A 14487-nucleotide genomic window follows, 5' to 3' on the forward strand; every position below is an offset into this window, starting at 1 on the left:
AGGAGTCGGTTCTTTTTTTTATTTATTATTGCTCTTTATGTGCGGCGAACTGAGATTATAAAAGGTAATATGCTATTGTTTTTCCACTGTAATATTTCCGTTATGTGTGTTTAATTTAATTACATTTTCTCCTTTTCCAATAACCGTATTTCCATTATATTTATCAAGAATATTCGCTCTACCATTGTCAACACCAACATTAAATTGAACATTAGTTGGTTCTTTTTCAGTTGCAATATTAATTTTTCCATTGTGAGTCGTAAAATTGAGATTTCGATCCAATTCATTCGTTTTCAGAGTAAGACTTCCATTTTTAGTTTGCCCCTCTATTTCACCTTCAACATGGTCTAGCATTATTCGTCCATTGTTCGATTTCACATGAATATTTTGTGCCAATACATCTTTGAAATCCATAATTCCATTGTTTGTTTCTGCGATAATTTTTGGCGAATTGATTTCTCTTAATTCAACACGTCCATTGCTTGTATTGATATTAAAATGGGTTACGTTTAGTTTCTTAGCAGCAACGTAGCCATTATTATTGGAAACTTTTAATGAATCATATTGTTTTTCGGGTAGATACACATTTAATGTTAATGGCGCCAATACTTCAGAAATATTAAAGTTGAACCAGCTCTGTTGTTTTTCTTTGTAAGAAATGAGAAGCGTTGAATCTTCCTCATCCGTAGCTAATGTTCTTTTTACGTTTGGATTGACCTCGCCATCTAATTTTACTTTCACGTTACTATCTGTTGTAGAATTGATGTTAACACGAACGTTATTCGTATCGATAATGACGCTTGACACATTATTATTATTAATGACCTTTTCTTCTGAAATTGGTACTGCAGCAATTGAACGATAAGTGAATAAACTTCCGATAATACCAATAATGAAAATAATACCTGCAATGATTGAAAGACTCTTTTTATTTATCATGCTTCAAACCACCTTTTACTAATGCTATATTGAACTTTAAATAACGAACAAATCCATTCTTTGCTAGCTTCGTTAAAAATAACATAGCAATAACAATGAAATATCCAAGTCCACAAAGTGCTAAAGAAATAAAAAGATTAAATAGTAAGAATGTATTTGGATGTATGATAGTATCAACTAAAACAAGTAATGGTGCACCTAAAAATGAGATACCTAGAACCCATCCTGAAAAAATCAATGCCGCTAATGTAATTGCAGGTGCAAGCACGATTAACAAATTGAAAAAACCTAATCCAATTACTGCCCAAATTGCCCGGAAAACATTTCCTGTTGTCGCACTTGTTGTTACTTTCTCAATATGATAATCTGCTAATAACTCTTTGGCAATTTGAGCTGGAGAACCTAATGAAGCTGCAATTTCTTCTTCGCTTTTCCCTTCCTCTAATCCGAAAGTAAAATGTTCTTCATAATCTTTTAAAATATCTGCACGCTCTTTATCAGATAACCTTTTTAGAGATACATTTAATTGTTGTAAAAATTTATCTTTCGTCATTACGTACACCTTCTTTAATTAATTGATTGACACCTTGTGAAAACTCATTCCATTCCTCCAAAAGTTGATACAAATACGTTCTACCTTTATCCGTCAGTGTATAGTACTTTCTTGAAGGCCCTTCTGAAGACTCCTGTAAATACGTTGTAAAATATTCTTCCTTAGTTAGCCTTCGAAGAAGAGGATAAACAGATCCTTCTGATATTTCAATTTGATTGGATATACTTCGAACTAATTCATATCCATAACGGTCTTGCTTATCAAGTAAGACCAGAACACAAAGTTCTAAAACTCCTTTTTTAAATTGTACATTCAATATTCATTCACCCTATTCTAATTAACATCAACTACTGTTTATTATTCAGTACTGTTTTATAATAAGTAACTACAGGTATAACATAACACTTAGTATTGTTCATTGCAAGGTACACTACAAAAATAAATATATCTTTCTGCTTATAAAATCAAAACGATGGCTGACCCTCTCCAGTTACAAAGTTCTAAATGAGACAGAAACAGGTATTTTTCAAAATGGAAAAGACTCAACTTTTTTACATAATGACACTTTACCTACTATAATAAAAGAGAAACACTCTTACTTTAATGGAGGGAATACAAATGAAAGCAATTGGTTTACATGAATACTTACCTATTGAAGAAGAAAACAGTTTAATTGATATTGAAGTTGAAAGACCTGTTGCTACAGGAAGAGATATACTCGTTAAAATTAACGCTATTTCCGTTAACCCGGTTGATACAAAAGTTCGCTCTCCGAAAGATAAAAAAGAAGATGTAGCGAAAATACTCGGCTGGGATGCTAGTGGTGTAGTCGTACAAACGGGCGAAGGTTGTACGTTATTTAAAGAAGGCGACGAAGTATTTTACGCTGGAAGCATTACGAGACAAGGTACATATAGTGAATACCACCTAGTTGATGAAAGAATCGTTGGTAAGAAACCTAAAACGTTAAATGATGCTGAAGTTGCAGCACTTCCTTTAACGGCTATCACGGCTTGGGAAGGTTTATTTGAACGTTTAGGTATTGATTATAATAAAAGAGATGAGAATACATTCAAAAACATTTTAATTATTGGCGGTGCTGGTGGTGTTGGCTCGATTGCCATTCAACTTGCAAAATGGGCTGGACTGAATGTAATCACAACTGCATCCCGCCATGAAACGATACATTGGGTTGAAAAATTCGGTGCCGACTATATCATTAACCACCACCAACCTTTACAAGATCAAATATTAGAGTTTGGACTAAAAGACGTAGATTATATTTTCTGCTTAAACAATACAGATCAACATTGGCAAGCAATATGTGACCTCATTAAACCACAAGGAAAAATCTGCTCTATCGTAGAAAATGAGCACCCTCTTGAGATGGGCGTTTTAAAAAGCAAAAGTGCTACATTCGTTTGGGAGTTTATGTTCACAAAAGCAATGTATGAAACTGGCGATATGATTACGCAGCACGAACTATTAAATAAAGTAAGCGAACTACTAGATGAAGGTATTTTAAAGACTACATTAAATGAAACATTATCACCAATTAACGCTGAAAATGTAAAGAAAGCACATGCACTGCTTGAAAGCGGAAGTACAATTGGGAAAATCGTTTTAGAAAAGTTTTAATAACAAAAAGTCCGATTTCCAAATGAGGAATCGGACTTTTTACTTATCTTTATTTACTTGAAATCTCTTGATCATTTTGAATATCTAACGGAGGTCGTTTCCCTATTCCGAAAGCGTAGAAACTAATTGTTACGATAGCTAAGAAAACAATACCTACAACTAGTGAAATACGCGTATCATCGTTAAACCACATTCCGATTAATACCATAATTAAAAAGGCAATCGTCAAATAGTTTGTAACAGGAGCAAATGGCATTTTGAACGGATGATCTTTCATCTCTGCCCCTTTTGCTTTTCTAAAATTAATTTGACTTATTAAAATGACGAACCATGGTACCATACCAGGAAGTACACTCGCACTATATACATATACGAATAAGTTTTTCGGTGCGATATAACTTAATACAACACCAACCGCTAAACCGATAATTACACCAACTGTACCGAATAATGGTACACCATTTCCAGAAAGTTTCGTGAAATATTTCGGCGCTTGTCCATTTACACCTAACGTATACAGCATACGACCCGCACTATAAATACCACTATTACAACCAGACATTGCCGCTGTAATAACGACGAAGTTAATAAGTCCAGCTGCTGCCGTAATACCAACCTTCGCAAAAGTTGCTACGAATGGACTACCAATTGTACTTAATTGATCCCACGGATACACAGTTACAATAACGAAAATAGCACCAATATAGAATATTAAAATACGCCAAATTGTACTTTGAATCGCTCTTGTAAGTGTCTTCTTCGGATCCTTCGCCTCACCAGCAGTAATACCGATTAATTCCACCCCTTGGTATGCACCAACTACAAGTGATAATGCAAAGAAGAACCCTGAAAAACCACCTGTAAAGAACCCACCATTTGCCCAAAGGTTAGATATACCAATCGCTTCTCCGCCGTTACCAATTCCAAAGAAAATAAGTCCAAACCCCGCAATAATCATTAATAGAATTGTAACGATTTTAATCATCGCAAACCAAAATTCAAATTCACCAAATGACTTAACAGAAATTAAATTAGCTGCTCCAAGAATAACCATTGCGATTACACCTGGTATCCAAGCTGGTAAGTCCGGGAACCAATATTTCATATATGCTCCGACCGCAATGATTTCTGACATCCCAACGATAACCCACTGGAACCAGTTACTCCACGCTGTCATATAACCAGCTAACGGATGAATATACTTATGGCCGAACGTCGCAAATGAACCTGTACTCGGCTCCATATACAACATTTCGCCCATCGCACGCATAATGAAGAAGATAAAAATACCCGCAATTGCATACGCAAGCATTACTGACGGACCTGTCCATTTAATCGTGCTGGCTGACCCCATAAACAAACCAACACCAATCGTTCCGCCTAAAGCAATCATTTGAATATGACGTGCTTCTAAGCCTCTTTTCAATTCTTTGTTTGCCACTTCACTTCCCCCTCTTAGATGATTCATAGCCGCATTTTAAAACAAGATTCTTTCCCCTAATTCCTTTCGGCCCTGAAAATGATGAAGCAAACATCATTTTAGGCTAACTTTAAAGCTATCCTAAAATCGTTTTTTGCCTCTTACAAAATTCTCAAAACCTTTCATCTTCCAATATTCTATAAATCTTAAAATTACTTACCTTATATTAATTCATTTATCTGAAAAGTTCAATTATTTTTTCAATAAATTATTATACATAAGTCTGATTAATTTTTAACTAAATTAACAATAAAATACATCTATTCAATATGATTCCTGCATGAATATTATTACAGTATAAATAACCGAGGAGAGTATTTCTTCCTCGGCTTCATACTGCATGTACTTCACTAATTATAGTTTGTACTATAATTGCTTACACATACAATTAACACATCACGTATAAATTTAATATATTAGTAAACTACAAAGTCACTAACTTCTGTATCTCTTATTTATCGCGTTATCACAACTAAAAATTCTCTATCTCCATCCCCTACTTTAAGAAAAATATAATTACACTTAAATCTACCAACAATACCTTTAATTTTTGTTCGTATATCCACTAATCATTTTCATAAAATATAAAAGAGTCTCATTAAAAAAATGAGACTCTTTTACTATTTCATATTTAAATCATTTTTGAAGTTTGTTTCTCTAAAATAAACACTTTAGTAAACACCATCATGATAACTACTATAGCTAGAAAATAAAGTGGCATCACGAGTAACGAGCCCGTGTGCAGCTGACTCATTCCCCAAATTGTCATCGTTACAATTACATAGTACCCTAAGCTAAACAAAGCTCCTGCTGTACCAATGACATCTTGAAAATCTACTAATGCTAAACTTAAGCAATTAGGTAACGCTATCCCAATTCCTAATAGCAATATAAACATCGCTACTAAAAATACAATCATATATATTATATTAGGATTTGTTCCAACAAACGTAATAACTGATAAAAGGATAGCTCCTCCTGTCATTACAAGACAACCGATATATATAATCTTCTCTGGTTTATTTGTGGCAAGCAATCGTTTTGAAACTTTTGCTCCAATAATAGAAGCGGAAGCAACAACAATTCCTAAAAATCCATACATACTAGGCGATAACTGAAAGTATTCAATAAAGATAAACGGCGCTTCTGCATAGTAGCTAAATAAAACACCATTCGCTCCTCCAATTAATAACCCATATGTTACTACTTTCGGATTTGTAATTAACCTCTTCAAGACTGAAAACACATTTATTTTATTCGTTACTGAGTCCGTTTTTGTTTCCGGAAGAGAAACAAACGTATACAGAAAAATTCCGAAACTCATAATTACTAAACTTAAAAATACGATTTTAAATCCAAACATTTGATCAAGAAAGCCACCAATTAACGGTCCTATCGCTGGTGTAAAAGCAATGACTGCCGAAATTTGAGCAAACATAACATGCCTCTTATGCCCTTCTACACTTTCACGAAGAATCGTTTGTGTCACAACAGAGCCAGCACTTGCTCCAAACGCTTGAATAAAACGACTTAGCAATAAAACTTCAATGGAATTTGCAATAAAGCATAAGAAACTTCCAGCGCCATATACAACAATTCCAAATAACATCGCCGGGCGACGGCCAATTATATCCGATAACCAACCAATAAAAAATACACCTAAAGCAAATCCAGCAAAATACACACTAAGAGTTAACTGTACCTCATTATTACTTACGTGTAGCGCCTTTGAAATATCAGGTAAAGACGGTGTGTAAATCGTTTCACTAATTTGCGGAAATGCAACAAGAATAATCATTAACAAAAGTGATGGTACTGAGACTTTTTTCATTTTTCATACCCTCCTATAACTTTGAAAATCTCAGAAATAAAAAGACTTTCCTAAGCTACGGAACAGGAGGGGCCATTATAGAAATTCGATCATAAAACAACAAAGAAAACACCTCAATTACGTATGTTAATACTTATAGGAGGGTAATATTAACATTGATTTTTTAAATATACTTTTTCAATTATATTACATATTACATTTCTTTTTCTAGTGTGGAGCCTTGAAGAATTTGTTAAAAGGATAACTTGAAGCAACCACCTTTTTGTGGAATAATTAGAAATAGTTTGAATCTATAGTTCTAATTATTAAACGATAGACTAGCATATTTCTAATTTCGCAAAGCTTACAAACAGGAGGATTTTTGTAATGATTGAAATTTTAAGGACAGTAATAAATTTCCTAATTGCTCTATTCTCAGGAGAATTACCAATTGTATATTATGTGTGGATTATTACCCTATTCCTAATTCAAATAAGCCAATCTACTCTGAATTATAAACTCTTTAACAAGAAAGATAATTTCAGTATTTATATATCTGAAGGATTACTCGCTTTTATTATTTTATTGTTTGGAGGCATGTTAGTATCTAAGTTACTTGCTTACATAATAGACGATCCTACTATTAGTATGACAAATGTAACACATTATTTTATTTCTCTTATTATATTAACTATATTTGTCGTCATAAGCTGTCTTAAAAATTTTATAGAAACATCTATCAAAAATAAAAATGTGTCTCTTTTTAGCTTTTTAGTAGTTTCCTTAATAACAAGTATACTTTCATTCAAGTTTTTATCACCTTTAATCGAAGGTTCTTTTTCTCTTTCTAAATCTTTTATAACCACTTTAATCATTCTTGTAACTATATCAATTCCTCTATTAATTGCCTTAGAGGAAAAGTATGCAGATGAAAAATAATTCTTGCATTTATAGTTTGAAATTGAGTGTCTATTCTTTTTTAGCCGTGTAACTAAAAAAATAACTGTCATTGAATCAAAATTTAAGCAGAAATGAGGACTACAATTGAGCATTGAACAACAATTATATGATGCAGTGAAAAGGTTAATTGACCAAAGATACCCACATGGTTGGGGCGGAGCTGCAGCAATTCGTGTAGAAGATGGATCCATTTATACAAGTGTGGCCCCTGACGTAATAAACGCTTCAACAGAACTTTGTATGGAAACAGGTGCAATTTTAGAAGCACATAAGTTTCTTAAGAAAGTTACACATTCGATTTGTCTTGCAAGGGAAAATGAGCATTCTGAGTTAAAAGTATTATCGCCTTGTGGTGTATGCCAAGAACGTTTATTTTATTGGGGACCAGAAGTACTATGCGCTATTACAAATTCTAAACAAGATATTATTTTCAAACCGTTAAAAGAGTTACAACCATACCATTGGAGCGAAGCATATCATGATGAATTCGTAAAAGAATGGAGTACGAGGTAAAGTGAAATCTGCTCGCAAATAGAGAAGAATAAAAATGATTCAATAAAAAAGCACCGTCACAAATGACGATGCTTTTTCTATGTAAGAGCTACTAGAAGGTTCCCTTCTAGCCTACTCCCATTTATAAGTCCAAAATTGTTCAAGTTGCAGCCATTTTAATGTTGCTGCATCTTTGTTTTTGATTTTTGCGTGTGTTTCTTCTAACATCGCTTCTGTTTGTGAACGATGCGCACCTAGTGCAGCTAATTTATGCTCGAATACTTCACTAATATTATTTACAACATCCGGCTCACCTAATACAGCTTCGCGATTTCTCGTAATCGCAACGGCATGAATGACTGGACGCTCTTCTTTTTGCATACGTGATACAGCGCGAACTACAGCGCGGCCAAATGCATCATGATCTGGATGTACGCCGTGCTCTGGATAAAATGTAATAATTCGAGATGGATTTACTTCTTGAATGATTGCCTCAATTTTATCTGCAACGAAATCAACATCTTCAAATTCTAACGTTTTATCATGGAAACCAAGCATTCTTAAATCTTGAATTCCCATCGCTTCACATGCATCTTTTAATTCTTTTTCACGGATATTTGGAATCGTTTCACGGTTAGCAAATACGTTTTTCCCCATGTTACGTCCCATTTGCCCTAAAGTACCACATGCATACGTTACAGGTACTCCTTGATCTGTTAATAAGCGAATTGTTCCTCCCGCCGCAAATGCTTCGTCATCTGGATGCGGAAATACAACAAGTACATGTCTCTCCATAAGTTTCCCTCCTTCTTACTTAAATGGTGTTAAGCTTAACTCAAGTGCAACTGCTAAGCGACCTTGATTATCATGCCCTGCAAGTAATAAACGCTCTTTATCGTCTACTTCCCAGTGCGTAATACCTTCTGCATATACCCAACCATGATCCATTTTCAAACCAACTCGGTATGGATTCGTTCCAGTAATCTTCCCGCGCTCAAAGCGAATAATTGCATTTCGAATGAATGCTCCAACTGTCATCATCTTTTCATTAAAGTGTGACGCATACGCTCCGTTCGTTGTTTCTAAATGAATATATACATCTTTATTTACAAAACGTTCAATTTCATTTTGAATAAGAGAACTATCTTTTACTATTTCCATCGGAATTCACCTCTTTAAACCATTTTACGCAAAAATAATGTAAATTGCTATCTCTATATTAGAGGACAGCGCCCACTTTTCCTAATAATTTGCACTATGTTTTTCATATTTTTTATATGATATGTAAAAATCATATTTTTTCCTTCACTTTGTTAAATAGTTTTCTTTCTTTTTTGAATTTGCTACAATATATTTTATCCCGTATTTATGCAGCGAGATACATTTCAACAATTGAATACATACTTTAAAGAAGGTGACATGATTGGAACAATCAGCACATGAAGTAGCAAATTGGCAATATTATTTTGCAATTGCCGTATTTTTAATCACGTACGGATTTATTATTTCTGAGAAATTGAATCGTGCTGTAATTGCACTATTCGGCGCTGCTATTATGATTATTTTTGGAGTTGTAGATTTACATACCGCTTTCACATCACATATTCAATGGGAAACGATCACCCTTTTAATTGGGATGATGATTCTCGTACATATTACGAGTCAATCAGGCGTATTTGAATTTGTGGCCATTAAAGCGGCAAAAGCAGCTGGCGGAAAACCAATCCGCATTTTATTATTACTATCCCTATTAACTGCTGTCGGTTCTGCCTTTTTGGACAACGTAACAACTGTTTTATTAATCGTACCTGTTACACTATCCATTACACGTATTTTAAAAGTAAACCCTGTTCCTTATTTGATTTCAGAAGTGCTATTTTCAAATATAGGCGGAACAGCAACATTAATTGGTGACCCACCGAACATTATGATTGGATCAGCAAATAAACATTTAGATTTTAATGCCTTTTTACTGAACTTAGCTCCAATTGTAATTATTATTTCTATCGTTACACTTGGCATTATTTACTTTATGTATCGCAACAAACTAAAAACAACACCTGAGCAAATCGAAAAACTTATGGTATTAAACGAAAAAGATTATATTAAAGATCAAAGCCTCCTTTTAAAATCGATCACGATTTTGGGACTAACTATTTTAGGCTTTATCCTTCATTCTGTTATTCATATAGATGCTGCCGTTGTCGCGATGACAGGCGCTACACTTCTTATGCTAATTGGAGTAAAAGAACATGATATTGAAGATGTATTTGCCCACGTTGAATGGGTAACCATTTTCTTCTTCGCCGGACTATTCGTTCTCGTTGGCGGGTTAATTGATATCGGACTTATTTCTTCACTCGCAAAAGAAGTACTCGACGTAACAAATGGCGATATCGGTTTCGCTGCGATACTTATTTTATGGGTATCAGGCATCGCATCTGCGACAATTGACAATATCCCCTTTGTCGCAACGATGATCCCGCTTATTCAAGACTTAGCTACAGGACTCGGATTATCTGTCGACTCTCCGCAAATCGAAGTACTATGGTGGGCGTTATCACTTGGAGCTTGCTTAGGAGGAAACGGAACATTAATCGGAGCATCCGCAAACGTAGTCGTTGCTGGTATTGCAAAACGTGAAGGACATGCTTTCTCTTATATGGACTTCTTAAAAATTGGCTTACCGTTAACAGTTATTGCACTATTGTTATCACATGCTTACATATATTTACGTTATTTAATGTAAAAGTTGTATTGCATGAAATTATATCGTCAAATACAAAAGGTTTGCAGCACTATGCTGCAAACCTTTTTTTCATCACCAAAATATACCAATAATTGCTAATCCACCTAATATCATACCGCCAATTTGTCCAACGATTGTTGGTGATAATTGAACACCTTTTCGCACTTCAACGACCGGTCTTTCGTGCCTTAGTTGCTGCACTTCACTTTGCAGTTGATGTACACTTCCGTGCAATTCTTTAATTAGTTCCTTTAATTCAGCGACTTCTTCATTTACTGGTTTTGCTTTTTCTAAATTCATTTTGCATAACTCCTTTTTCTCTAATCCACACATTGTAAAAATTCTCCAACAAGTGCTCTTTTTCCTTTTCTTCACAGTCTCATTTCTAAATTATTCATATAATAGATTTAAAAATGCGATTTACAAAAAGCTTAAATTTATATCTATACCTCTTTATAAAACTGAATTTTCAGTTATAATTAATTACATAATTACATTTTATACCAATTTATTAAAAAGGAGGAATTCAAGTTGACTATTCTATCTATCAATAATTTATCAAAAAGTTACAAACATAAAAAAATATTAGATGGCATTAACCTCACCATCAACTCCCCAGGAATTTGGGCTTTAGTTGGTCCTAACGGTGTTGGTAAAACTACTTTTTTAAATGTAGTTACCAACCTTTTGCCAGCTACATCTGGAAATATTGAATTGATCGGGAAATCTAACAAAGATGTTTCTGTGTTTACAGACGTTTCTTTTTTACAGGACAATTCTGTACTATATGACTATTTAAACGGCTACGACCATCTTGCATTCATTTGTGATGTGCAAAAAATTTCAAAAGAACGCATGAATGAAGTTGTAAAATATGTAGGAATGGAAAATTATGCGAAGAGGAAAATTAAAGATTACTCCTTAGGTATGAAACAGCACCTTCTCTTAGCGATGGCAATCTTAAACAAACCAAAGCTTATGTTCCTTGATGAACCTCTAAATGGTTTGGATCCAACTAGTGCGATACTGATGAGGAATATTTTATTACGCTTAGTAGAAGAAAGTACAACAATCATTCTTTCTTCTCATAATTTATCAGAAATTGACCGTGTTACAAAGAAGATTCTTTTTTTAAAAGACGGCAAATTAATAGAAGAGGATATGACAAAGTACGAAAAGATTTATTATCACTTCTTATTTTCAAATTTAAAACATGCTCAACACATTTTATCAAAAGAAAACATACAAGCAGCGTTAACTAAGACAGGCCTTCGCATCCCATTAGAACACCACACCATCCAAGACCTTATTAATCTATTTTATTCTCATAACATTAATATTATTGATATTCAAAAAGAAGTTATCGGTTCTGAAAAAAGATATGAAGAAGTATTTCATGTATGTGGTGATACGACATGAAAATATTTCTATTCGAGCTAAAAAAAATGCTCTACTCTAACATTCTCTTTACTTTAATCATTGCTACTATGCTAATCATCTGCGGGTTATTTCTGCATAATGCGCTTAAACAAGATATAGTCCAAATGAAAAAAATTGAATTATTTTCTAAATATGAAACAGAAATTTCTAATCAAGTTACAGGAGATCAAGATACATTAAAAAAAGGACCTAACGCAAAAATTGAATCTCGATTAGAGATTGGACTTCCGCTATTTAAAAATTTAAATCAACTTATACAAGAAGTAAAAGATAACAAGTGGAAAAATGAATTACAGACTGAAATGACAGTGTATGACTTAGCTATGCGCTTTCAACAAGTAGAAGGAAGTTTCTCAGCCAGCGAAAAAGATATGAAAAAAGCAATTCAACTGAATGAAAACTTATTACAACAAGGTTTGCCAAAAGAAGACCTTGACCTTTCCATTCAACCATCTCTATTTATAAAAAAAGTAATTTCACTACTACTCAATGCCCCAGGATTTCTTATTTTACTACTCTTACTAGGCACAGTCATTACGAAAGAATTTGAAGACCATACGATTAAGTTAGCCTATACTTTACCTATTTCTCGTACTCACTATATTTTAATAAAATTTTTCAGTTTACTTGTTGTTAGTCTCCTATGGGTTTCACTAGTATTTTCACTGTCTTATATACTACCAATAATATTCGGAAAATCTACCGGTAATATTTTAAATTACCCGCTTTTCACAAAAACAGAAACTATTATTAGTTCAGGTACATACTTAAAAACAGCTCTCACTTACAGTCTATGTTATTCCACTGTAGCTATTTCCTTATTAGTGCTCATTGGATTTTGGACAAGAAATACTCTTGTTACATATTTAATTCTCACTTTTATTTTGAGCAGTGGTTTCATTTTATCAAAAATCGGCTTTAATCCGTTTCTATCTCCCCTTTCCTATCAACAAATAGATCGCGTCATTTTAGATAATAATGAATATTATCCATTAGGTGCAGCGGTGTTAATTGGAAGTACATTTTTTCTCTTACTATGTGCCATATGTATGAATCGAAAGCGTGGTGTTTAATATGAAACAACTCTTCCAATTTGAATTCAAAAAATCTTTCAAGAAAAAAACAACCTGGATTGCAGTATTCACTTCTATTCTTTTCGTTAGTAGTTTATATTTCTTAAATTATTCTGTCGCGAAAGATATCCAGCGTGGAAATTTATCATTTGCACAATATAGCGTTAACATTTCGCAACAGATTTTAAAAGAACTAGAATTGCAAAAGATTGAAGCTGAACAGAATGGCGATGTTGAAAAAATCACAGAAAGTAAATTAGCTATTCAAGCATCTCAGCAATCTCTTTCAAAGAAGAACAAATGGATTACGAACTATTCTCAAGGTAATTGGCAAGAAATATATGAAGAAAATATAAGTGAATTACAATTTATATTCAAGAGCACAAAAGGCACTAACTCTTTCCCTCTCGTCATTGAGAAACAATATATTTCCTTATTTACAGCACGAGCAACGTTGGAAGAATTAGTATTACTGAAAAAAATTAAAGCTGAACCATTCATTCAAAATACCATTCATACCCCCTTCCTATTTACAATTTACGATCAATTTACAGGTAGTTCCTTAGAACAATGGGAAAAGAGTACTATGCGTTATGGTACAACTGGTTCTTTATTTTTATATCAAATAATCCAGTACTACTATATACCAATACTCATTTTATTGGGATGCTTTATTTTCGGAAACAATATCTCTTCTGAAATGAATAATAAGAAGCGTGGTTTACACTTTTACTATACTTTGCCTATTAAGCGAAAATCATTATTTCTAACGAAGTATTTTAGTGGATTCCTTTCTACAATTGTTTTCGTTTTACTAATGCTACTCCTTCCCTTGTTATGTAGCTATTTCACGAAAGGAATAGGAAGTTTTGATTATCCAGTCCTTGTATACGAAGGTTCAGAGCCTAATCCATTTGGCAATGAGTATAATAGTTTAAATCCCATTAAAGATCAATTTCACTTTATCACTTTGAAAAATTACTTCGGACAAGTATTATTACTAACTGTTGTACTCACATTTTTTCTATATTCTTTTTACTATATTTCATCACTTTTACTAAAAAGCCTAAGTATTACAACGTCTTTTGTAGGTATTATAGCTTTTATTGGAATGAAGAGTTTCTCTTCTCCTTACAATCCATTTACTTACGTGAATATTCACAGTGTTCTAACTGGCGAAACAGCGACTTTAGTTTTTAATCCTTCTATTAATCTTTCAACTGGAGTAATATTAACATTCGCTTTAGGCTGTACCCTTTTATTCACAGGATACAAACTATTCATAAGAACATATAATTAGTGTCAAAAATAAAAAGGAAAACTAGTACCTATCTAGTTTTCCTTTTTATTTAA

At 33.4% G+C, this 14487-nt stretch carries 15 protein-coding genes; 7 read left to right on the plus strand and 8 right to left on the minus strand.

The genetic code is table 11. From position 1 onward, the window contains the following. Window positions 1-72 precede the first annotated feature (72 nt). Genes MR113_RS13490 through MR113_RS13500 form a run of 3 tightly spaced genes read right to left on the minus strand, consistent with a single transcriptional unit; the run spans window position 73 to window position 1808 of the window. Window positions 73-939 (minus strand): DUF4097 family beta strand repeat-containing protein, encoded by an 867-nt coding sequence (locus tag MR113_RS13490; RefSeq protein WP_242254779.1) that lies wholly within the window; start codon window positions 937-939, stop codon window positions 73-75. Beyond that, on the minus strand, window positions 929-1492 hold the full coding sequence (locus MR113_RS13495) for an HAAS signaling domain-containing protein (protein WP_132136568.1): 564 nt from the start codon (window positions 1490-1492) through the stop codon (window positions 929-931). The genes MR113_RS13490 and MR113_RS13495 overlap by 11 nt, the downstream gene beginning before the upstream one ends. After that, window positions 1479-1808, minus strand: coding sequence for a PadR family transcriptional regulator (locus MR113_RS13500; protein ID WP_073515771.1), 330 nt, complete (start codon window positions 1806-1808; stop codon window positions 1479-1481). The genes MR113_RS13495 and MR113_RS13500 overlap by 14 nt, the downstream gene beginning before the upstream one ends. Window positions 1809-2110: 302 nt before the next feature. Here MR113_RS13500 and MR113_RS13505 point away from each other — a divergent pair, with 302 nt between their 5' ends. Then, window positions 2111-3130: a zinc-binding alcohol dehydrogenase family protein gene (locus MR113_RS13505; RefSeq protein ID WP_242254781.1), complete on the plus strand. Its 1020-nt coding sequence runs from the start codon at window positions 2111-2113 to the stop codon at window positions 3128-3130. A gap of 49 nt (window positions 3131-3179) precedes the next feature. On the opposite strand, the gene MR113_RS13510 is transcribed toward MR113_RS13505, so the two are convergent. Both MR113_RS13510 and MR113_RS13515 read right to left on the minus strand, forming a co-directional pair. Further along, window positions 3180-4571 (minus strand): amino acid permease, encoded by a 1392-nt coding sequence (locus MR113_RS13510; RefSeq protein WP_242254783.1) that lies wholly within the window; start codon window positions 4569-4571, stop codon window positions 3180-3182. 670 nt (window positions 4572-5241) lie between these two features. Continuing rightward, the gene (locus tag MR113_RS13515; protein WP_242254785.1) at window positions 5242-6441 is read right to left on the minus strand and encodes a multidrug effflux MFS transporter; all 1200 of its coding nucleotides are present in this window, start codon (window positions 6439-6441) and stop codon (window positions 5242-5244) included. A 366-nt stretch (window positions 6442-6807) separates the two neighbouring features. On the opposite strand from MR113_RS13515, the gene MR113_RS13520 reads away from it, so the two are divergent. Next, the gene (locus tag MR113_RS13520; protein ID WP_242254787.1) at window positions 6808-7359 is read left to right on the plus strand and encodes a DUF5823 family protein; all 552 of its coding nucleotides are present in this window, start codon (window positions 6808-6810) and stop codon (window positions 7357-7359) included. Window positions 7360-7464: 105 nt separating this feature from the next. After that, window positions 7465-7893, plus strand: coding sequence for a cytidine deaminase (locus MR113_RS13525; RefSeq protein ID WP_242254790.1), 429 nt, complete (start codon window positions 7465-7467; stop codon window positions 7891-7893). Window positions 7894-8004: 111 nt separating this feature from the next. Here MR113_RS13525 and bshB2 read toward each other — a convergent pair whose 3' ends face one another. Next, the gene (bshB2, locus tag MR113_RS13530; RefSeq protein WP_000439468.1) at window positions 8005-8667 is read right to left on the minus strand and encodes a bacillithiol biosynthesis deacetylase BshB2; all 663 of its coding nucleotides are present in this window, start codon (window positions 8665-8667) and stop codon (window positions 8005-8007) included. Between the two features lie 15 nt (window positions 8668-8682). Further along, complete coding sequence (locus MR113_RS13535; protein ID WP_000407039.1) at window positions 8683-9033, minus strand: YojF family protein; 351 nt, start codon at window positions 9031-9033, stop codon at window positions 8683-8685. A 262-nt stretch (window positions 9034-9295) separates the two neighbouring features. Here MR113_RS13535 and MR113_RS13540 point away from each other — a divergent pair, with 262 nt between their 5' ends. Continuing rightward, on the plus strand, window positions 9296-10621 hold the full coding sequence (locus tag MR113_RS13540) for an ArsB/NhaD family transporter (RefSeq protein WP_242254792.1): 1326 nt from the start codon (window positions 9296-9298) through the stop codon (window positions 10619-10621). Between the two features lie 72 nt (window positions 10622-10693). Here MR113_RS13540 and MR113_RS13545 read toward each other — a convergent pair whose 3' ends face one another. Beyond that, window positions 10694-10921: a coiled-coil domain-containing protein gene (locus tag MR113_RS13545; RefSeq protein ID WP_001047304.1), complete on the minus strand. Its 228-nt coding sequence runs from the start codon at window positions 10919-10921 to the stop codon at window positions 10694-10696. A 231-nt stretch (window positions 10922-11152) separates the two neighbouring features. Here MR113_RS13545 and MR113_RS13550 point away from each other — a divergent pair, with 231 nt between their 5' ends. From MR113_RS13550 to MR113_RS13560, 3 genes are all read left to right on the plus strand, one after another. After that, complete coding sequence (locus MR113_RS13550; RefSeq protein WP_242254794.1) at window positions 11153-12040, plus strand: ABC transporter ATP-binding protein; 888 nt, start codon at window positions 11153-11155, stop codon at window positions 12038-12040. Between the two features lie 125 nt (window positions 12041-12165). Then, window positions 12166-13134: an ABC transporter permease gene (locus MR113_RS13555; protein ID WP_242254796.1), complete on the plus strand. Its 969-nt coding sequence runs from the start codon at window positions 12166-12168 to the stop codon at window positions 13132-13134. Between the two features lies 1 nt (window position 13135). Next, the gene (locus tag MR113_RS13560) at window positions 13136-14434 is read left to right on the plus strand and encodes an ABC transporter permease subunit (protein WP_242254798.1); all 1299 of its coding nucleotides are present in this window, start codon (window positions 13136-13138) and stop codon (window positions 14432-14434) included. Window positions 14435-14487 lie beyond the last annotated feature (53 nt).

The organism is Bacillus cereus group sp. BfR-BA-01379, from assembly GCF_022663605.1.
In the GTDB taxonomy this organism is placed as follows: domain Bacteria; phylum Bacillota; class Bacilli; order Bacillales; family Bacillaceae_G; genus Bacillus_A; species Bacillus_A mobilis.

What these genes read in the sequence shown, in the direction of transcription:
- MR113_RS13490 (WP_242254779.1), bottom strand. Translation starts at nt 939, where the DNA reads ATGATAAATAAAAAGAGTCTTTCAATCATTGCAGGTATTATTTTCATT.
- MR113_RS13495 (WP_132136568.1), bottom strand. Translation starts at nt 1,492, where the DNA reads ATGACGAAAGATAAATTTTTACAACAATTAAATGTATCTCTAAAAAGG.
- MR113_RS13505 (WP_242254781.1), top strand. Translation starts at nt 2,111, where the DNA reads ATGAAAGCAATTGGTTTACATGAATACTTACCTATTGAAGAAGAAAAC.
- MR113_RS13515 (WP_242254785.1), bottom strand. Translation starts at nt 6,441, where the DNA reads ATGAAAAAAGTCTCAGTACCATCACTTTTGTTAATGATTATTCTTGTT.
- MR113_RS13520 (WP_242254787.1), top strand. Translation starts at nt 6,808, where the DNA reads ATGATTGAAATTTTAAGGACAGTAATAAATTTCCTAATTGCTCTATTC.
- bshB2 (WP_000439468.1), bottom strand. Translation starts at nt 8,667, where the DNA reads ATGGAGAGACATGTACTTGTTGTATTTCCGCATCCAGATGACGAAGCA.
- MR113_RS13535 (WP_000407039.1), bottom strand. Translation starts at nt 9,033, where the DNA reads ATGGAAATAGTAAAAGATAGTTCTCTTATTCAAAATGAAATTGAACGT.
- MR113_RS13545 (WP_001047304.1), bottom strand. Translation starts at nt 10,921, where the DNA reads ATGAATTTAGAAAAAGCAAAACCAGTAAATGAAGAAGTCGCTGAATTA.
- MR113_RS13555 (WP_242254796.1), top strand. Translation starts at nt 12,166, where the DNA reads ATGAAAAAAATTGAATTATTTTCTAAATATGAAACAGAAATTTCTAAT.
- MR113_RS13560 (WP_242254798.1), top strand. Translation starts at nt 13,136, where the DNA reads ATGAAACAACTCTTCCAATTTGAATTCAAAAAATCTTTCAAGAAAAAA.